This window comes from Mucilaginibacter sp. SG538B (assembly GCF_013376065.1).
GTDB lineage: Bacteria > Bacteroidota > Bacteroidia > Sphingobacteriales > Sphingobacteriaceae > Mucilaginibacter > Mucilaginibacter rubeus.
On record NZ_JABMJI010000001.1, the window covers coordinates 834,323 to 853,024 of the forward strand.

The 18,702-nt window shown below is 44.4% G+C and carries 18 protein-coding genes; 10 read left to right on the forward strand and 8 right to left on the reverse strand.

Going from position 1 to position 18,702, the window contains the following annotated elements:
- Positions 1-36: 36 nt before the first annotated feature.
- Positions 37-750 carry a PH domain-containing protein gene (locus FHW88_RS03195; protein WP_090531464.1) on the reverse strand — a complete coding sequence of 238 codons (714 nt, stop codon included), beginning with the start codon at positions 748-750 and terminating at the stop codon, positions 37-39.
- A gap of 122 nt (positions 751-872) precedes the next feature.
- Entirely contained in the window at positions 873-1,859 is a 987-nt protein-coding gene (locus tag FHW88_RS03200; RefSeq protein ID WP_176623115.1) for an acyl transferase, read from the reverse strand.
- 230 nt (positions 1,860-2,089) lie between these two features.
- Here FHW88_RS03200 and FHW88_RS03205 point away from each other — a divergent pair, with 230 nt between their 5' ends.
- Together FHW88_RS03205 and FHW88_RS03210 are read left to right on the forward strand one after the other, a co-directional pair.
- On the forward strand, positions 2,090-2,569 hold the full coding sequence (locus FHW88_RS03205; protein ID WP_176623117.1) for a DUF1203 domain-containing protein: 480 nt from the start codon (positions 2,090-2,092) through the stop codon (positions 2,567-2,569).
- 93 nt (positions 2,570-2,662) lie between these two features.
- The gene (locus FHW88_RS03210) at positions 2,663-3,340 is read left to right on the forward strand and encodes a lipid-binding SYLF domain-containing protein (RefSeq protein WP_175490050.1); all 678 of its coding nucleotides are present in this window, start codon (positions 2,663-2,665) and stop codon (positions 3,338-3,340) included.
- Between the two features lie 53 nt (positions 3,341-3,393).
- Here FHW88_RS03210 and FHW88_RS03215 read toward each other — a convergent pair whose 3' ends face one another.
- On the reverse strand, positions 3,394-3,534 hold the full coding sequence (locus tag FHW88_RS03215; protein WP_167516217.1) for a hypothetical protein: 141 nt from the start codon (positions 3,532-3,534) through the stop codon (positions 3,394-3,396).
- On the opposite strand from FHW88_RS03215, the gene FHW88_RS03220 reads away from it, so the two are divergent.
- Positions 3,533-3,754, forward strand: coding sequence for a hypothetical protein (locus FHW88_RS03220; protein ID WP_176623119.1), 222 nt, complete (start codon positions 3,533-3,535; stop codon positions 3,752-3,754). The genes FHW88_RS03215 and FHW88_RS03220 overlap by 2 nt on opposite strands.
- Here the strand turns inward: FHW88_RS03220 and FHW88_RS03225 are convergent.
- From FHW88_RS03225 to FHW88_RS03235, 3 genes are all read right to left on the reverse strand, one after another.
- On the reverse strand, positions 3,740-6,175 hold the full coding sequence (locus FHW88_RS03225; RefSeq protein ID WP_176623121.1) for a penicillin acylase family protein: 2,436 nt from the start codon (positions 6,173-6,175) through the stop codon (positions 3,740-3,742). The genes FHW88_RS03220 and FHW88_RS03225 overlap by 15 nt on opposite strands.
- 33 nt (positions 6,176-6,208) lie before the next feature.
- Positions 6,209-6,787 carry a thermonuclease family protein gene (locus FHW88_RS03230; protein WP_176623123.1) on the reverse strand — a complete coding sequence of 193 codons (579 nt, stop codon included), beginning with the start codon at positions 6,785-6,787 and terminating at the stop codon, positions 6,209-6,211.
- Between the two features lie 163 nt (positions 6,788-6,950).
- Positions 6,951-7,301: a VOC family protein gene (locus FHW88_RS03235; RefSeq protein WP_176623125.1), complete on the reverse strand. Its 351-nt coding sequence runs from the start codon at positions 7,299-7,301 to the stop codon at positions 6,951-6,953.
- 249 nt (positions 7,302-7,550) lie between these two features.
- Here FHW88_RS03235 and FHW88_RS03240 point away from each other — a divergent pair, with 249 nt between their 5' ends.
- The 3 genes from FHW88_RS03240 (at position 7,551) to FHW88_RS03250 (ending at position 9,790) form a co-directional block, all read left to right on the forward strand.
- On the forward strand, positions 7,551-7,811 hold the full coding sequence (locus FHW88_RS03240; RefSeq protein WP_091163031.1) for a (2Fe-2S) ferredoxin domain-containing protein: 261 nt from the start codon (positions 7,551-7,553) through the stop codon (positions 7,809-7,811).
- A 103-nt stretch (positions 7,812-7,914) separates the two neighbouring features.
- Positions 7,915-8,859: an AraC family transcriptional regulator gene (locus tag FHW88_RS03245; RefSeq protein ID WP_176623127.1), complete on the forward strand. Its 945-nt coding sequence runs from the start codon at positions 7,915-7,917 to the stop codon at positions 8,857-8,859.
- Positions 8,860-8,944: 85 nt separating this feature from the next.
- Positions 8,945-9,790, forward strand: a complete 846-nt coding sequence (locus FHW88_RS03250) for an SDR family NAD(P)-dependent oxidoreductase (RefSeq protein WP_176623129.1) — start codon at positions 8,945-8,947, stop codon at positions 9,788-9,790.
- 231 nt (positions 9,791-10,021) lie between these two features.
- Here FHW88_RS03250 and FHW88_RS03255 read toward each other — a convergent pair whose 3' ends face one another.
- Positions 10,022-10,552 carry a ferritin gene (locus FHW88_RS03255; RefSeq protein ID WP_129569350.1) on the reverse strand — a complete coding sequence of 177 codons (531 nt, stop codon included), beginning with the start codon at positions 10,550-10,552 and terminating at the stop codon, positions 10,022-10,024.
- A gap of 130 nt (positions 10,553-10,682) precedes the next feature.
- The gene (locus tag FHW88_RS03260) at positions 10,683-11,042 is read right to left on the reverse strand and encodes a hypothetical protein (RefSeq protein ID WP_176623131.1); all 360 of its coding nucleotides are present in this window, start codon (positions 11,040-11,042) and stop codon (positions 10,683-10,685) included.
- Positions 11,043-11,828: 786 nt separating this feature from the next.
- Here FHW88_RS03260 and FHW88_RS03265 point away from each other — a divergent pair.
- From FHW88_RS03265 to FHW88_RS03280, 4 genes are all read left to right on the forward strand, one after another.
- Positions 11,829-13,691 (forward strand): glycoside hydrolase family 13 protein, encoded by a 1,863-nt coding sequence (locus FHW88_RS03265; protein WP_176623133.1) that lies wholly within the window; start codon positions 11,829-11,831, stop codon positions 13,689-13,691.
- 44 nt (positions 13,692-13,735) lie between these two features.
- Positions 13,736-14,386, forward strand: coding sequence for a beta-phosphoglucomutase (pgmB, locus tag FHW88_RS03270; RefSeq protein ID WP_176623135.1), 651 nt, complete (start codon positions 13,736-13,738; stop codon positions 14,384-14,386).
- Positions 14,387-14,502: 116 nt separating this feature from the next.
- Positions 14,503-16,812 carry a glycoside hydrolase family 65 protein gene (locus tag FHW88_RS03275; RefSeq protein ID WP_176623137.1) on the forward strand — a complete coding sequence of 770 codons (2,310 nt, stop codon included), beginning with the start codon at positions 14,503-14,505 and terminating at the stop codon, positions 16,810-16,812.
- Positions 16,813-16,907: 95 nt separating this feature from the next.
- On the forward strand, positions 16,908-18,626 hold the full coding sequence (locus FHW88_RS03280; protein ID WP_218117123.1) for an alpha-amylase family glycosyl hydrolase: 1,719 nt from the start codon (positions 16,908-16,910) through the stop codon (positions 18,624-18,626).
- Positions 18,627-18,702 lie beyond the last annotated feature (76 nt).

Genomic DNA, 18,702 nt, shown 5'->3' on the forward strand with positions numbered 1-18,702 from the left:
CCTCCTTTTTTATAAGGATACCATGCCCCCAAAAGACTATAAGTCACTCAGGAGGTCAAGTTTTTTTGCATTATATTCTTCCTGCGAGATAAGACCGTTATCAAACAGGGTTTTTAGTTTTTTTAGTTTTTCGGTAAGCTCATCAGGCTTTGGTGCGGCAGGCGGAGGTGTTTCCTGTACAACAGGAGCAGGGGCCGCGACTGGTGCGGGTGGCGTTACCGGTGCAGCAGGTGCTGTATAGCCATTTGGTTGAGAAAACGGCTGAGGCGATGCCGGTGCTACAAAAGCGCGGGCAGGCGAGTTTTCCAGCTGGATAGCACCTGATTCGGCACGTTTTTGCTCCAGGTCGCGCTGACGGCGGGCTTCACGCTCAACTTCCTTACGTTCCTGGGCGTACTGGTATAATTTACGGCCCTGAACTTTAGGCAGGTAGTCAACAGCCATTTCGGCGCCACCGGTGGTTTTTACGCTGAAAATGGAACCGATAATTTCTTCCTTGGTATATACGTCAACGATATCTTTCCAAACAAAATCAACAAACTTGATAGATAGCCCAAGGTTGGCCGGGGTAAAAAACAATACACGTTTGTTGGTAATAGCTATACAATCAGGAAAAAGGTTTACCAGCGGCTTTTTCTGAACGGCAATGTAGATAACCTCTTCGCCTGAAGAAAGTAGATCAACAAGGCGTGAATAAACCTTTTCAACTGTTTTAGGGTCCTGTTCCTCGTTTAAAAATTTCTCAATCATATTTTTAGCATTTATGATGCGCGCAAAAATAACAATTATACCTGTTAAAGAGTCAAGAATCAAATGTTAAGAATCAAGTTTTCCTGAAACGTGATTCCTGACGTCTTGATTCTCAAATGGTATTAAGCAATCAACAAATTACATCCGCGGATGTCTGACTGGTCAAACCGGCCCAATACTTCAAAAGAGCCATCAGGGTAAATCCTGCCCAAATCCTGCGTAGCAATAAACGCGCAGGAATTGATATTGGCCAGGTCAATAACGCTGATGCCGCCTGTTTTACCAGTTTGTAACGTACTGAGCGGATCGTTAGTATCCCGGATGATGATCTTCATCCATGGCGGGCAATTGAAAATGCCGTCGCCTTTGGAGTAAGCTTGTGACAGCAGCTCCGTCATTCCATATTCCGAGTGGATCTGCTTTACACCAAAGCCTTTGCCCAAAATGGCGTGTAACTCCTCGCGAATCATTTCCTTACGACGGCCTTTCATGCCGCCGGTTTCCATTACAACCAGTTCAGGGAAGTTGACCTGGTAGTTTTCAATAAAATCGAGCAGACCGAAAGTAACACCTATTAAAAGCGTAGGTTTCCTGGCATCCTGCTGTTTTTTAAGTTGATGAAACAGCTCGTCATGATTATACAAAAAGAAACCGCTATCCGGGTGATTTGATTGTTTAATGAGATCATCAACCATGTAAATGAGCGATGAACCTTCACGCTCCAGATACGACGGGAGCAGAGCGAGGACGGTAAAATCCCTGATATCACCATAAAAAATATTGAAGGCACGCCGAAAGCTTTCCTCATACCAGGTTATATCGGTAACCCGGTGACTGCTGGTGATCATCCCGGTGGTACCTGAACTCGTAAAGGTTACCTCGACGGGCTTACCGGTACTTAATATAGTATGTGACTTAAAAAACTCGATAGGTAAAAATGGGATCTGGCTGTAAGATGTAATTGATGATGGATCAATTTTTAATCCCTCAATAAACTGCCTGTAAACCGGGTTATGCTGTGCCTGGTAATTGAAAACCTGCAAGGCTGTTTCATTAAATCGTTCATCAGTATCGATAGAAAATACCTGTTGTTTTCCGGGCTTGTCCATTGAGGCAAAGATAAGGAAATGTGCAGATGTGCGGATTTCAGATGTGCAGATTATCTGAACCGGGATTAAACTGATGTTTGGGATTAACGGATTTGCTTTCAAACTATTTATTGGTATCCGGTGAATCCTTCATCCTATAAATCACGGTTCGGATAAATAAACTCCGCAAGTTTCGGGTTGAAACGCTTTGTTTATCGCGCGAACTTTGATCTATCTAAAAAACAATAATCATGAGCACATTTAAAATTGTACCGCTATCAAAATCATTCGCCAAAAAAATAAGGACAACCATGACCGACGATTTTGGAGGCGAAGTGGTTGAACAACTGGCTACCGGGATTGGACCATGCCGGGTTTCACTTAAACCCTTTGAACGTAACGTTGATAAACGCCTGTTGCTAAAACATTCGCCTTTTGAAATCGAAAATGCCTATAACCAGCCGGGACCTATTTTTATTCACGCTGAAGATGTGGAGGAATACAGCGACATTTATCGTTTCCCGCCGGAGATTAAGGCTAATAAAAAGAGTTTCCCGCTGTCGCTTATAGGTTACAGCAAAGCGCAGCAAATGGTTTTAACCCGGCTTGTTGGTGATGCCGATGTTGATGAACTGATCAGCGGAATATTTGCTGAAAATGATAATGTTGAATATTTGCATGCCAGAAATGCCCAGGCATGTTGTTTTATATGCAAAATTGAGCGTGTTTGACTTTCCTATTACATAAAATAAAAAAACAAGTACGTGTTTTGGGGGTTAGTTAAGTATTGAATATATAATTAATAATATTAATCATCCATCCCCATGAAAACATTAAAATTCTTGAGACTCCCGGTTTTGTTAGGTCTCTTTTTTGTAATGATATCGGCAAAACCGGCCGATGACAGCAAACAGACAGAACGCATCCATAATTCGTCAAATGTGTTGAAAGAGTTTGCCAAGATGAAGGAAAGCATCCCGCATCAGCTATTGGAAGAATACGAAGGCATTGTTATCATCCCCAAACTCATCAATGCCGGATTTGGCATTGGCGGTAAACGCGGTAAAGGCGTAGCCATGGTGAAACTGGGTAATGGCAAATGGAGCGATCCGGTGTTTGTTACTTTAACAGGCGGTAGCTTTGGCTTGCAAATCGGCGTACAATCCGTTGATCTGGTGCTGGTGTTCCGCCATAAAGGTGTTTTAACCAAAGTTAAGAATGGTGATTTTACTATCGGCGGAGATATTTCTGCAGCAGCCGGTCCTGTTGGCCGCAGTTCGACTGCAAGTACCGATTATAAGCTGCAGGCCGAGGTTTACTCATACTCACGCAGCCGTGGTTTGTTTGCCGGGATAACTATCAATGGCTCAAACCTGGGCATTGATAAGGATTCAAATGCTGCTTATTATGGAGCCAAAGCCACCTCGCAGGATATTTTTGCGCAGGCAAGCAGCAATACCGAGGCGGTTAAAACATTAAAAGAAACATTGGCCGCGTTTTAAAAACAATGCGCTGATAAACAAAAATACCCGGCTAAGTTCCGGGTATTTTTGTTTTAATGCTTTTGAAATGCCCGTTTAAGCAGTAGTCCGGACAGTGCCGACATTCCACCTACTAAGCCTCCTAAAATGCCGGTTACAGCTAATATATAGCCCCAGCCAGGCAAATGGAATAAGTGCGCTATCCTTGTAGCCATGAGGTGGTCATTGGGTATGCTTTTAAAGAGAGCCAGTACTATCCACACCATCAAAACCGCTATAAAGGCTTGCCAAAAAGAACTTTTTGCTGTTGTGCCAATAAAAAGGGCCGTTAAAAATGATATGACGGCAACTATCCACCAGGGTAAAAAATATCCGCTGGCAAATGAAAGTATAAGTATGATGAAGAACAACATAGTGCTATTATTTACCGGTTAATGTATAAGTTGATTTAATGCGTGGTGACTGTTCACTTACCGATTGCATGAAAAGCAGTTCTTTTAACTTCCCATCATTCCAGGTTTTGAACATATCGTTATAGAAAAAACTGCCGGGATTACCTGATTCGCCGCCGGGAAAAATGCCGTAACCTTTTACTTTGGGGCCCATTTGCACCACCATACGCCATGAAGGGCCATGCCCGTCGTGAAGGGCATTAACTGTTGATGCTGTGCCACCCGATTCAAAATTACCCGAACCAAAAGCCGGTTGGCGTGAAAGGCTCGCTATCTCCATTTTTTTAAATTTACCCCATTGCCAGTTTGCTCCGGGTTTACCACATCTGTCGGTAATTTCCTTTACTGCAGCTGCAAAAGCTTTATTAACGATGTCCGCCGCGGTTTCCTTTGCCGGTGTGCGAATGTCATCAAACCATTTAGAAGTCGGCTCCTTAAGTAACAGTTTTTCCGTACGATCTACTGAAGGAAAGTTCTTCTGTAGGGTCTTATCTGCAAAATCGTCCCCCCACACGGCATTGTACAATTGCGACCACCAGTTGGAAAATACAGTGGCACCTATTGAATTCGGTGTAAAATTTTTGTCCCACTTATTGATTTGATCGTAAGCACTATGTTGTGCAGCATTAAGTTTGGTTGGGTCGATATATTTAAGCAGGGTTGGTAAAATGTCCTGTGCCCGGATACTGTATACATCTGTTTGGAGTTTGCGCATACTATCAACGGTGGCATTGGTCATAACGGAAAGTCTGTCATTAATGCGTTTACCGCGTTCATAGGGTGCAAATGACCAGTTGATATAATAAGGATAAGACGGATCTGTTGACGACTGATTGGCTGAGCTTACAAATCCCCGAGGCGGATTTTTAATGGTGGGATCCTGCTCAAATGGTACCCAACCATGCCAGTCGTCGGCAGGATCGGTTCCATCTAAAATAAATTTCCCCTGGTCTTTGTATTTAAGCGGATATTTACCGTTTGGCGTTATGGCGATATCGTCTTTACTGGCAAAAACAAAATTTGAAGCAGGGGCGCTGAAAAAGGTAAGCGCCTTGCGGTAATCGTTATAGTTTTTGCCTGTATTAAGCAGGTACATAGCCATCAGTTCGTTGGATGATTCGTGCGCTATCCACCTTAAAGAATGCCCAACCGGAACAAAATCAGGGCCATCGGCTTTTTGAGCATTGTTTTGATACACAACCGGGCCATGGTGCGTATAAATTACTGTATCATAAACCGGTTTTTGACCAAGTACTTCAATTTTTTCAACACGGCGGGTAGTTTTATTCCATTTGTTGTTGTACCAGTATTCCTCCATTTTGGTATCCCTGAATTTTTCCTGGTACCAGTCCAATACGTCGGCATCAACATTGGTAATACCCCAGCTAATGTTATTGTTAAAACCTAAAATAACACAGGGCGCACCTGGTAATGATACACCATAAACATTCATACCCGGCGCCGAAAGCTGTACCTGGTACCAGATAGAAGGTAGTGTGAGGTTAAGATGCGGGTCATTAGCTAAAATAGGATACCCGCTTGCTGTTTTACTGCCCGCTACCGCCCAGTTATTGCTGCCAATACCTTCAACACGAGGCTTAGTATTTGTACTATCTGCCATTCCGGCTAAAAAATTAGCAGATGGTTTGGGAATGGGCAATGTTTTAAAATAATCCCATTTTGTCCCTGTAGGGATGATGGGATCTTCGTGCATAGGATAATCGGGAAAAAGATCATTTGTAACGGCCGGGCCAAATTTGCGCAGGATATTGGTCATGGCAAATTCGTTTGAGCCGCCGGCCAATGTTTCCGACATCAGCTTAAGCAAAAAGGCGCAGTTGATAGGTTTCCAGTCTTCGGGGGCATAGTTCAGGAGTTTAAACTCTATAGGATAACTCCTCGGGCTTAGCTGGTGGATATAACTGTTGATGCCATCGGTATAAGCCAGGATCATATTGCGCACCACGGGATCGGCCATCATTGCCTTTATTGTTTTTTCGGCGCCATAAACTATTCCCATGCGGCGGTGATAGCGATCAATATCCAGCACTTTGGGGCCGATAACTTCAGCCAGCCTGCCTGCTGCCTGCCGGGTTTGGATATCCATTTGCCAAAGACGGTCGGTGGCGGTCATGTATCCCTGGGCAAAGTACAGGTCGTGCTCGTTCTGTGCGAAAATGTGCGGGATATGATTCTCATCAAATTTAATGGTAACCTTACCCTGTAAGCCTTTAAGTTTCAGGTCGAGCGTTGGCAAAATGTGCTTGCTCTCGGCATTTTGCCAAAAACCATCAGCAGGGCTCAGGAATTTTCCTAATGGTGGAACGACGCTTATTTTAGTTTGCAGTGCCCAGATGAGCAGTAATGTGAAAAAGATGGATATGAATGCTTTAGTAAACTTCATTGTTTGGGTGATGATGCCCCTAAAGTTAACCATTTAGGCTGCATATTCAAGTCTTGGCTTACGCTTGCGGTAATGTTTTTTAGGTTTAGGAGTTTGAAGTGAGTCTGTCTTAGGTTGTTTCTTTTCCCGGCGAAAATCCCAGGGTGGGGTAGGGTTGGCATCCTGCCATAAACCAAGTTTATCTTCACGGGCCTGTTGCTCAAGAGCAGCCAGTTCGGTGTTTTTGGAATAGGCTTTATACTGCCAGGCGTAGCCGTTTTTCACCAGCGCATAATTTATATTAGTGCCATCAATAAGTACCACCTGCGCAACGGTACGGCCATAGCGGTCATGTTCGTTACCAATTAATTTTACCTCTTTACCAAAACACAGATCAGAAGTGAATTTTTTAGCTGCCTGTCCAAACGCCTGCGATTTTTCAGGGCAGTCAATTTCGGCAAGCCTTACGGTAACCTGCTGGTTATCGCCGGTAAGCAAATCCAAAGTATCACCGTCTTTTATCTTCACAACTTTATAAACACCGGCATCGGATTGTTTGGTATTATTGGGATTACAACCGGCAATTATAAGTAATACGAGGACGAGGAGGGCAGAGTACTTTTTAAATATCATATATTAATGTGCAGATTTTTGATATGCAAATATGGGTATCTGAAACGGGATTAAAGGGTTTATCAGATTTGACAGTAAGAAGATTAACCCGGGTTAAATGAAAAGCATTAAAGGATTTGACCGGCAAAAATCCCGGAATCCGAAATCTCCTCAAATCCCGGTTCTATTTCGCATGCAGGCTCAACGCGTTTCCGTCGGGATCCTTAACAGTGGCAAAGCGACCCCATGGGGTTGTGTCAACATCGCCCACTTCAAGGCCTTTGGCTTTAAGGTCTGCTATATCTTTATCCAGGTTGTCGGTTTTAATTACCAGGCCACGTACACTGCCTGCAGGCATTTCAGGGAACCAGTTTACCAGGGTAATGGAAACAGGCGAGCCGGGAAATGCCATCTGGATCCAGGTTTGTTTTTCAAAGTTAGCTTCAACTAATATTTCAAAACCCATTTTTAGGTAAAACGCTTTGGCTGTTTGCTGGTCGGTTACAGGGATCGAGATAATTTCAATTGCTTTCATATACTTAGCTTTGCTTAATGCTAACGGGTTGGCTTAACCCTGCATTGAATTTCAAATTTATCTTTAAAAATACACAATTAAAAAAATTAACATCGGCATCACGTCGACGTATGCATATCAAATCGGACAGCGGCATTATAATAAAGCCCTTTCAATCTTATAAACCCAATTAAATCCCGTTTCAGATTAAATTGGAACATTAAAGCATTAACTTTGCTGATTATTAACATTGTCTTAATAATTGCCATTATGAGCAAATTTACCATACCTGATAAAGTGTTGTACGTATGCGTAGGCAGCAAATGCGGAAAACGAGGCGGTAAGGACATGTACAAGATCGCAAAATCGTACATTAAACATCATCACGGCCCCGAAGAGTTGGAGGTAATTGAAACCGAATGCACCGACAGGTGTAAGTATGCACCTGTGTGCAGTATCCAGCCCGGCAATACCTGGTTGAAAGAATATCACCCTAAAGAGGTGTTGAAGTTGATGGATCTGATTGAGTGACGTCTTCCAAAGATGCCGTATCATAAGCCCCGGCTTTGTAGGGCTTGGACGGCGCTATTAAAATTCACTAACTTTGCGCCGAATCAAATTACATTACCGGGCCATGGAAAATTCAACGATTCCCCGTATGCCATTGGAAACGTTCGCGGCGGACAACTACCAGCAGCCATTACTCAATGTAGAGCATTACCCGGTTGATTCGCAATACTTTGTCATTCAAAACCGGGACACTTACCCGATTAAGGATTATATATCACCGCACCGTCGTAAATTTTACAAGATCTTCCATATGACCCGGGGCACCGGAGTTTTGACCATCGGCCTTCACCGCTACGAAATGGGGCGGAATGAGATCGCTTTTCTGCACCCCGACGAGATCATGTCCTGGCAAACCACCTCAGCAGAGACAGGCGGACATTTCTGCCTGATTCATCCCAACTACTTCGGGCTCGAAGCCGACCATGTACTTCAGTTGTTCCGGCAGTTCCCGAACTTTGAGACTGATAAGGCGGTGATCCAACTGACCGAAGAACAGTCGGCCACGATCAACGGTTATTTCGAAACCATGCACCGGGAAGACCGCGGTAACAGCGACGATAAAAAGCAGGCGATTTTATTACAGTTGCAGTTGCTGTTGCTCGAAAGCCGGCGCGCTGGCAAGAACCTGATGCGCACGAAGGCTCCGGAAGGTTATAGCTATATCTACCGTTTCTTATCCTTACTGGAATCATCCTTTCAGGTACAGGAACGCGACTCCTACGTCAGGCTTAAAACGGCGGCTGAATTTGCAGACCAACTGCATGTACACCCCAATTATCTGAATTCCCTTGTTCGCAACCAGACAGGAAAGACCCTGCGGGAACACATACAGGATCGTCTGATCCATGAGGCCAAATCCTTACTCGTGCAAACCGACTGGGGTATCAATGAGATCAGCGACGGGTTGGGCTTCTCCGGCCAGGCCGCCTTTACCTCCTTATTCAAAAAAAAGGCCCTTGTCTCCCCTTCAGAATTCCGCAGAAATGCGGCTGTTTCCACTCATATTTGAAACTCACAAATATTCCTGTGATTTGAATAAGTTCCTTCAGGCCCTTCCTACGCAATTTTGTACCATACAATTAATGATCAAGAAAATGAAAACACAGAAAGTATGGTTCGTTACAGGAGCCTCAAAAGGATTAGGTTTAAGTTTGGTAAAACGGTTGTTAACTGAAGGCTACAAGGTAGCGGCTACTTCAAGGGAGGCAGAAGCCTTACGTACCGAGGTGGGTCACAGCGGCGATGATTTTCTTCCGCTGCAGGTGAACCTGACCGACAATAACAGTGTAGCGGAAGCGATTACTGCGATAGTTGCTAAATTCGGCACGATTGACGTAGTTGTGAATAACGCCGGTTACGGGCAGCTCGGCACATTGGAGGAACTAACCGACGACGAAGCCCGCAAAAACTTCGACGTCAACGTATTCGGTTCGCTGAATGTGATCCGTAACGTAATGCCGATATTTCGCGCCAAGGAATCAGGTGCATTCTTTAATATCTCTTCCATAGCCGGTTTCCTGGGCACTTTCCCCGGATGGGGTATATACAACGCCACCAAATTCGCGGTTGCCGGCTTTACCGAAGCGCTTTCGGCTGAAGCAAAATCACTGGGCGTAACTGCAACCATCGTTTATCCCGGCTATTTCAAGACCAATTTTCTGCTGCAAGGCTCATTGCGCACCGCGGCAAACCCGATCAATGACTATAAAGAAGCCCGCGACCTGGAAGTAATCCACAACGAACAGGTCATCGGCAACCAGCCCGGTGACCCTGAAAATGCGGCTTTAGCCTTCATCAAGGTGGCTGAAATGGAAGAGCGCCCGTTGCACTTATTCCTGGGTTCGGATTCATTCGGTATGGCGCAAAACAAGATCGAAGCCGTTCAGAAAGACCTGGCTGCTTTCGAGAGTATCAGCAAATCGACCGATTTCAGAAAATAAGCTTTTTCTGCCCTTATAAAAAGCCGGCCAGCAATCGCCGGCTTTTTTATGTTTTGCAAGATAATGCCGAAGGTATCATATGAAAAGGAAAGAGCCACCAAAACAAAAAAGACCGCATCATTTGATTTATGATACGGCCTGCTTAAAATAAGATGTTAAAAAAAATGCCTTTCGTTTATCGAAAGGCTTTTCGTCTGGAAACCTCTCCTTCTGGAGAGGGCAGGGTGGGGCTTAAGCCTCACTATCATATTTTATCTGACCAACGTGCTTGTCAATCTGCCATCTGCCGGTACCTTCTTCGCCGATAACTTCGAATAGTTCGAGGGCGCGGCGGGCTTTATATTCTTCTTCGCGTTGTTCTTTCAGGAACCAGTTAAGGAATTCCATAGTAACAAAATCCTGTTCTTTCATGCAGCGCGCATATATGTTTTTGATAGCGTTGGTAACGCTGATTTCCTGGTCGAGGGCGTCTTCAAACACTTCGCGGAATGAATTATATTCCTGTTTAATGCCGGTTACCTCAGGTGATACAGCATTGCCGCCCATATCAAGGATATATTTATAAAATTTTAGCTGGTGATGGCGCTCTTCTTCGGCTTGTTTGAAAAAATATTCTGACGAAAAATCATAACCGTTGCGATTGCACCATGATGCCATGGCCAAATATGCTGACGAAGAAAATGCTTCTTTTTTAACTTGTTGATTTAAAAGCGCTTCGATATCGGATGATATCAGGCTTTTTATGCGGAGTAGGTCTTTCATGATCTTAATAAATTAATGTTATATGTCTTATCGCAGGAAATTATGTACAATAATAATGCGGTAAAGGCATATTAGTTTAATTTAAAGACAATATGAAATTAATCTAAATTGTGTTGATAATTAGTCTAAATTACAGTGAGTTACTGTGCAGGCGGTCATGAATAATGTGGTTGAGTTCCAGCATTACAAAAGTACCTTCTAAAAGTTCTTTCAGGCTGATGATCTGAGCCAGTGAAAGTACATAACAATGATCGCAGGCGCAGATGAAAATGATCTCCACGTCAGGATCAGTAGTGGTGTTCAGCAGTTTTTGCTCAATGTCGATGGCATAAACGGCTTTGCGTAATTTTAAGAAATTGCGATGATCAAACCGGGCAACCTTACCGGCGAAATCGACATACCAGCAACGCTCTGTATCGCATTGGTAAACGCCACCTGTCTTGGTGCTGAAAACGTCGGTCCATAAAGTTAGTTCGGTGGTCGCAATCATATAACGATACAAATATTGGTATTATTTGTAATCAATCCAAATAAACACAAGAAAAAATATTAACAAATTTGCGGAGGTTTCGGGTAGTAAGAGCTTTGGTTGTATTTGACAAACATTGACCCGCTCAATCGCCGCGGGGTGGCTGTTGCTTTTGTCTTGACACAAAAGTAACCAGGAAGTCAAGTCGGCAGACAGGCTTCTTCGCCGTACTGACCAATCCGCCTTCCTCTCCTTGGCCTTTGCCCTGCAAATCGGTCAGATCACGGGCTGCAATTATTTTGCCTAGGCCGCGCGCACCTCAACGTCTGCAAAAACTTGCTATGCCCGTGCAGCCGCACAGGCCACCATTGTTCTGCCGGCTTTCACCCGAAGCTTACCTGCAGACGGAGGAAGATAGGGAGAGTTAGGAAGCAAGACAATGAGAGTCAGGATGAAAGACAAAAGAGAAGAGCTTAATAAGGGAAAAGGCTGTTATAATCTCCAAAACAAAAGTGCGCCGGCCCGATAAAAAAGCGGGCCGGGGAGTATGGCCTGTGGGTGGAAGCATTTTTTTGTCTTGATTTTTTGGTTACTTTTTCATCAAGGAAAAAGTGACTGGCCCCGCCCGGCCAAGAGGGCGACGATGTAAGTTATAAAGCCATAAAATTTGTTATCTGCCAATGGGATATAACGGTAATTAACTTATCTGTAACTTTTTCATGCAAGCAATAAATTTTATTATAAATTTGGAGCGTGGTTATGGGCTTGTCTGTAACCTAACCAATTATCCTTTTATCATTTTTTAATATGAGAAAAACCTTACTATCCGCTTTATGCTGCTTGCTGGCTGCTTTGGGTGTAAAGGCACAAACGCCTGCACTTGAGCGTGTTGAGCCCATGTCCTGGTGGGTTGGCATGAGCAATCCCAACCTCCAGCTGGTTGTGCATGGCAACAATATTGCCGCCCGTAACGTAGTGCTTACTTACCCCGGTGTAAAGCTTAAAGCAGTTCATAAAGTTGAAAATCCGAATTATTTATTCATCGACCTGAAAATTTTTTCATCGGCTATTCCGGGAACGTTCCCGATAAGATTTAAGAAAGCAGGCGAAAAAGACCTTACATATAATTATACGCTTAACAAACGCGACAGGTCTGTCGGCAAGGCGCAAGGTGTTACCAGTAAAGATCTGATCTATCTGATTATGCCCGACAGGTTTAGCAATGGAGATGTTGCCAACGACTCATTTGATAACATGCGTGAGCGAGGCATCCACCGCGATTCGATGTTCAGCCGCCATGGGGGCGATATTCAGGGTATTATGAACCACCTCGATTACCTGAAAAATTTAGGTGTTACCGCTATCTGGCTTACCCCCGAAATTGAAAATGATGAACCCAGCGCATCATATCATGGTTATGCGGTTACCGATTATTATAAGATCGATCCCCGTTACGGTACCAACGATCTTTACAAAAAGTTTGTGGAAAAATGCCACAGCATGGGGCTTAAGGTTATTAAAGACCTTGTACACAATCACGCGGGTACCGAAGGTTACCTGATACAGGATATGCCGATGAAAAGCTGGGTACACCAATGGCCAGCGTACACCAAATCAAACTTCAGGGATGCTGCGGTGATGGATCCGCACGCCTCGCCAATGGACCGCAAACTGATGCAGGACGGCTGGTTTGACCACCGCATGGCCGATTTAAACCAAAATAATGTTTACGTGCAAAACTACCTTACCCAAAACCACATCTGGTGGGTGGAGTATGCTGGTATCGACGGTTTCAGGCTGGATACTTATCCTTATAATGAACCTGTTTATATGGCCAAATGGGCGAAAGATGTAAAAGCCGAGTTTCCTAAGCTTTCCATATTTGGCGAAACACTGGTATGGTCGGCTGCTAACCAGGCATTTTTTACGCAGGGCAATACGGTTAACCGGGGTTTTGATACCCAGCTACCGGGCGTAACTGATGCTGTTTTAAAAGACGCCATTTATGAAGCTATTAACGGTAACGATGGCTGGACAGACGGTGTTGGTCGCTTGTATTCGGTAGTAGCTCAGGACTTTCTATACCAGGATGCCACCCGCAATACCATATTTATGGATAACCATGATATGAGCCGTTTATTATCAATGGTAGGGGAGGATATTACCAAATACAAATCGGCTATGGCTATGCTGCTGACCATGAGGGGCGTGCCGCAAATGTATTATGGCGATGAGATTCTGATGAAAAACTACTCGAACCCTGATGGTTTGGTACGCGAGGACTTCCCGGGCGGCTGGGCCGGCGATAAGGAAAATAAATTTACCGCCGAAGGCCGCAGTAAAAAAGAAAATGACGCTTTTAATTATGTGAGCAAGCTGGCTAATTATCGCAAAGGCACTACTGCCCTGCAAACCGGTAAAATGATGCAATTTGTACCCGAAAAAGGTATTTATGTTTATTTTAGATATGATGCCCAAAAAACGGTGATGGTCATGTTCAACAGCAGCGATAAGGAACAGGAAACTACTACCGCACGGTATTTTGAGCGTATCGGCGATGCTAAAAAAGCAAAGAATGTACTAACGGATGAAATGATTGGTCTGGATAAAGTCACTATACCAGGCAAGACAACTTTAGTGTTAGAATTAATACCCGGTGTTACCCATTAAAATAATATCTTAGGGGACTAATTCCCTGTGTTTTACCCAAAAAAATGAATACAATAAAAGCCTGTATTTTTGACCTTGACGGTGTGATAGTCGATACTGCCGTTTACCATTATAAAGCCTGGAAAAGGCTGGCCAATTCGCTTGGCTTTGATTTTACTGAACATCAGAACGAACAGCTGAAGGGCGTAAGCCGGGTACGTTCGCTGCAATTGATCCTGGGTTGGGGTGGCGTTACCAAAACAGAAGCCGAACAGGAGCAGTTGGCTACTCAAAAAAACACCTGGTATATGGAAATGGTAAACCAGATGAAACCCGAAGAGATCCTGCCTGGTGCCAAAGAGTTTTTAACAACCTGCCGTGCGGTAGGTCTTAAAACGGCGCTGGGTTCCGCCAGTAAAAACTCAATGACCATATTGGAGAAAATTGGTATCACCGATATGTTTGATGCTGTGATTGATGGCAACAAGGTAAGCAAGGCTAAGCCCGACCCTGAAGTGTTTTTGGCAGGTGCACAGGCCCTGAGCGTTCAGCCCGAAGAATGTGTGGTATTTGAAGATGCCATTGCTGGCGTTGAGGCTGCCATTGCCGGGGATATGAAAGTGGTAGGCATTGGCTCGCCCGATGTACTTAAGGGCGCCAACCTGGTTATTAAAGGTTTGGACGAAATGACTTTGGATAAATTGTATAAACTGTAAGCCTCACCCAACCCTCCCCTAAAGGGAGAAGGCTTTTGAATTGCATGGAGGCATAATAAACTATTAACTATTAAACTAAAAGTCTCCCCTTTTAGGGGGAGATTTAGAGGGGGCAAATGAAAAACTACATAAAAGCTGATGAGTGGAAGATAATTGAAGAAGGCTTCGATCCTCATTACAATAAAATTTCTGAAAGTATCTTCAGCTTAGGCAATGGCCGCATGGGCCAGCGCGCCAATTTTGAAGAAACGTACAGCGGTGATACCCTGTTGGGCAACTACGTAGCCGGGGTGTACTATCCCGATAAAACCCGTGTAGGCTGGTGGAAGAATGGTTATCCCGAATATTTCGCCAAAGTACTTAACGCAGCCAATTGGGTAGGTATCGATATTGTAATTGATGGCGAACAGCTTGACCTTGCCAAATGCGAGGTAATGAGCTTCCATCGGGAACTGAACATGAAGGAAGGTTACCTGAAACGAGATTTTCATGCTAAAACCGCGTCGGGTAAAGAAGTAAAGGTAGAGGCTATCCGCTTTTGCAGCATGGCCGATGATGAAGCAGGCGCTATCAAATACACGTTTACTCCGTTAAATTTCAGCGGTGCTATTACGCTAACACCATCCATTGATGGTGATGTGGTAAACAAAGACTCTAACTACGATGAAAAGTTTTGGGACGAGGTAAGCAAGGGCACACAAACCGATGGCGGTTACATTGTAATGCGCACCAAAAAAACAGGCTTTGTTGTTGCTACCGGTATGAAGTTTAACATCCTGCAAGGTGGTGTTGTTATTGAACCAGCTACGGAGGCTATCGAAAAAGAAAAATACGTAGCAGCTAAGATTAGCTTAGAGGCAAAACAGGGCGAAAGTATTACGGTAATTAAATACGCCGCTAACCTGTCATCCCAAAACTATAAGCCCGAAGAACTGGTTGATCAGTTAAATTCCACATTAACCCGAATTAGTGCGAAAGGCTTTGATACCATGCTGGCCGAACAAGCTGCTGCCTGGGCCGAAAAATGGAAACACAATGATATTATTATTGATGGCGATGTATCGGCACAACAAGCCATCCGCTTTAATATATACCAGCTTAACCAAACCTATACCGGCGAAGATGACCGCCTGAATATTGGGCCTAAAGGTTTCACCGGCGAAAAATACGGAGGCTCGACCTATTGGGATACTGAGGCTTATTGCGTGCCTTTCTACCTTTCAACAGCACCGCAAAAGGTTACCCGCAATTTGCTGCTTTATCGCTATAAACAGTTAGGTAAAGCCATTGAAAACGCGCAATTGCTTGGATTTAAAAATGGCGCTGCCTTATATCCAATGGTTACGATGGATGGTACCGAATGCCATAACGAATGGGAGATCACTTTTGAGGAGATCCATCGTAATGGGGCTATTGCGTTTGCTATTTATAACTATGTGCGTTATACCGGCGATGAAGCTTATTTAGGCGATTACGGTTTTGAGGTATTGTTAGGCATAGCCAGGTTTTGGTCGCAAAGGGTTAACTGGTCGGAGGACAGACAGCAGTACGTAATGCTGGGCGTAACCGGGCCAAACGAATACGAGAACAACGTAAACAATAACTGGTACACCAGTACTATTGCAACCTGGTGTATGCAATATACTGTTGATGTTGCTGATAAAATAAAAGCAGCTGATCCGGAAAAATACGCCGCATTGGTGAGCAAGGTAAGCCTGAATGAGGAAGCCGAATTTGGCCGTTTCAACGATATCGTCCAAAAGATGTATTACCCATACGACGAGAAACGCCAGGTGTTTTTACAACAGGACGGCTACCTGGATAAAGAGCAGATCCTGGTAAAAGATCTGCCGGCTTCCGAACGTCCTATCAACCAAAAATGGAGCTGGGACAGGATCCTGCGTTCATGCTACATTAAACAAGCCGACGTATTGCAGGGAATTTACTTTTTTGAAGATCAGTACGATATAGATACTATTCGCCGCAACTTTGATTTCTACGAGCCGCGGACGGTACATGAATCATCATTATCACCATGCGTGCACGCTATTTTGGCTGCCAAGCTCGGCGATGAAGCCCGTGCTTATGAGTTTTACCTGCGCACGGCTCGTTTAGATCTGGATGATTACAACAACGATACTGAAGATGGCTGTCATATCACCTCAATGGCCGGCACCTGGATGGCTGTTGTTGAAGGCTTTGGCGGGATGCGTGTACGAGATGGCAAGCTGGTATTTCAGCCATTCATTCCCGAAAAATGGTCGTCATTTTCGTTCCATATTGGTTTCCGCGGTGCCTTGCTGAATATTAAAGTGAGCAAAGAAGGTGTGCAGATCAAAAACGCTTCGGATGTGGAAACAACAGTGCTGGTTTATGGTAAAGAGCAATTGGTGAAAGCCAATGATGAACTACTGGTTGAAGCGTAATGAAAGGCAATAAGATCTTTACATGTTTTATTGCTGCAACAATGTTGCCCGTTATTACGTTGGCACAGGTAAAACCACATCATACAAAAAAACGCATGGAACAAACTACCAACCATAAGCTCATCATATACCAGTTATTGCCCCGCCTGTTTGGCAATACCAACACACTTAATAAAACCAATGGATCTATTGAGGAAAACGGTGTAGGCAAGTTGAACGATATCAATGATAAGGCCCTTCAGGAAATTAAAAAAATGGGCTTTACCTATGTTTGGTATACCGGTGTAATTGAGCATGCAACCATGACTGATTATTCGCAATATGGTATTAAAGCCGATGATCCGGATATTGTAAAGGGCAGGGCAGGTTCACCTTATGCTATTAAAGACTATTACGATATCGATCCCGACCTGGCTGTTGATGTTAAAAACCGTATCGGCGAGTATGAGGCACTGATCAAGCGTAGCCATAACAACGGCTTAAAGGTACTGATGGACCTGGTACCTAACCACGTAGCCCGTACCTATGGTTCGGACGTTAAGCCTGCCGGGGTACGTGATTTTGGCCAGGATGATGATAAGAGCAAAGCTTTTAGCCCAACCAATGATTTTTACTATATGCCCGGTCAGCCTTTTGTTGTGCCGTCAGGCTATAATCCCGGAGGCGATGAGTTTAAAAGCCCGCTGAAGGATGGAAAATTTGATGAAAATCCTGCTAAGGCAACCGGTAATGATGTATTCAGTGCTGCACCATCAATCAACGATTGGTTCGAGACCATGAAGCTGAACTACGGTGTTGACTACATGGATCATCGCCGCGGTCATTTCGACCCCATCCCCCCGCTTTGGAATAAGGTTTATGATATCCTACATTACTGGAGCGAAAAAGGCGTCGACGGTTTCCGCTGCGATATGGTGGAGATGGTGCCGATTGAATTTTGGGGATGGGTGATCCCCAAACTAAAAGCCGAACATCCTGGTTTGGTATTCATTGGTGAAGCTTACGATAAAGGAAAATATAACGATTATATTTATAAAGGCAAGTTTGATTACCTGTACGATAAGGTAGGCCTGTACGATGCCATCAAACGCCTTACCCGCGATGAGCATAACTCATCAACCTGGGAAATCAATGCTGTTTGGAACCATGATAGCAAAGGCATCGACGAGCACATGCTCCGGTTTATGGAAAACCACGATGAGCAGCGCATTGCTTCAAATGATTTTGCGGGTAACCCTTGGCTGGCCGTTCCCGGCATGATCGTAACAGCCACTTTAAATACCGGCCCGGTGATGGTTTACTTTGGCCAGGAAGTAGGCGAACCTGCTATAGGCAACGAAGGCTTTAGCGGTAATGACGGCCGCACTTCCATCTTTGATTACTGGGGAGTGCCTGAGTATCAAAAATGGGTGAATAATCACGAGTACGATGGCGCGCAACTATCTGCCGATCAGCAAAAGCTTCGCGGCTTTTATCATAACCTGCTTAACGCAGTGCGCAATAGTGAAGCTCTTAAATCGGGCGCTTTCTATGAGCTGATGATAGCTAATGAACATCAGCCGGGCTTTGATACCCGTTTGTATATCTACGCCCGCTATACCAACAATCAACGTATATTAGTAATAACCAATTTTAACCGGAGTGAGCGTAAACTAACCGTAAAGCTTCCGGAAGACCTGTTAACAAAATTAAATCAAAGCGGCCATAAACAATTCACCGATCTGCTAAGCGGCGCTAAATTCAATACCGATGATATACGTAATGGTGTTGAAGTAAGCCTGCCAGCCATGGGCGGATTGTTGCTGGAGTTTTGATCAGAATTTACAGAATTTTAGAATTGACAGAATGCTTGTCATGTTGTGAAAGGTCATAGTGTTCCGTGCGGGCCTG

Excerpts from the sequence above, each read along its gene's own strand:
- FHW88_RS03195 (WP_090531464.1), bottom strand. The coding sequence starts at position 750 with ATGATTGAGAAATTTTTAAACGAGGAACAGGACCCTAAAACAGTTGAA.
- FHW88_RS03200 (WP_176623115.1), bottom strand. The coding sequence starts at position 1,859 with ATGGACAAGCCCGGAAAACAACAGGTATTTTCTATCGATACTGATGAA.
- FHW88_RS03205 (WP_176623117.1), top strand. The coding sequence starts at position 2,090 with ATGAGCACATTTAAAATTGTACCGCTATCAAAATCATTCGCCAAAAAA.
- FHW88_RS03210 (WP_175490050.1), top strand. The coding sequence starts at position 2,663 with ATGAAAACATTAAAATTCTTGAGACTCCCGGTTTTGTTAGGTCTCTTT.
- FHW88_RS03220 (WP_176623119.1), top strand. The coding sequence starts at position 3,533 with ATGAGGTGGTCATTGGGTATGCTTTTAAAGAGAGCCAGTACTATCCAC.
- FHW88_RS03215 (WP_167516217.1), bottom strand. The coding sequence starts at position 3,534 with ATGGCTACAAGGATAGCGCACTTATTCCATTTGCCTGGCTGGGGCTAT.
- FHW88_RS03225 (WP_176623121.1), bottom strand. The coding sequence starts at position 6,175 with ATGAAGTTTACTAAAGCATTCATATCCATCTTTTTCACATTACTGCTC.
- FHW88_RS03230 (WP_176623123.1), bottom strand. The coding sequence starts at position 6,787 with ATGATATTTAAAAAGTACTCTGCCCTCCTCGTCCTCGTATTACTTATA.
- FHW88_RS03235 (WP_176623125.1), bottom strand. The coding sequence starts at position 7,301 with ATGAAAGCAATTGAAATTATCTCGATCCCTGTAACCGACCAGCAAACA.
- FHW88_RS03240 (WP_091163031.1), top strand. The coding sequence starts at position 7,551 with ATGAGCAAATTTACCATACCTGATAAAGTGTTGTACGTATGCGTAGGC.
- FHW88_RS03245 (WP_176623127.1), top strand. The coding sequence starts at position 7,915 with ATGGAAAATTCAACGATTCCCCGTATGCCATTGGAAACGTTCGCGGCG.
- FHW88_RS03250 (WP_176623129.1), top strand. The coding sequence starts at position 8,945 with ATGAAAACACAGAAAGTATGGTTCGTTACAGGAGCCTCAAAAGGATTA.
- FHW88_RS03255 (WP_129569350.1), bottom strand. The coding sequence starts at position 10,552 with ATGAAAGACCTACTCCGCATAAAAAGCCTGATATCATCCGATATCGAA.
- FHW88_RS03260 (WP_176623131.1), bottom strand. The coding sequence starts at position 11,042 with ATGATTGCGACCACCGAACTAACTTTATGGACCGACGTTTTCAGCACC.
- FHW88_RS03265 (WP_176623133.1), top strand. The coding sequence starts at position 11,829 with ATGAGAAAAACCTTACTATCCGCTTTATGCTGCTTGCTGGCTGCTTTG.
- pgmB (WP_176623135.1), top strand. The coding sequence starts at position 13,736 with ATGAATACAATAAAAGCCTGTATTTTTGACCTTGACGGTGTGATAGTC.
- FHW88_RS03275 (WP_176623137.1), top strand. The coding sequence starts at position 14,503 with ATGAAAAACTACATAAAAGCTGATGAGTGGAAGATAATTGAAGAAGGC.
- FHW88_RS03280 (WP_218117123.1), top strand. The coding sequence starts at position 16,908 with ATGGAACAAACTACCAACCATAAGCTCATCATATACCAGTTATTGCCC.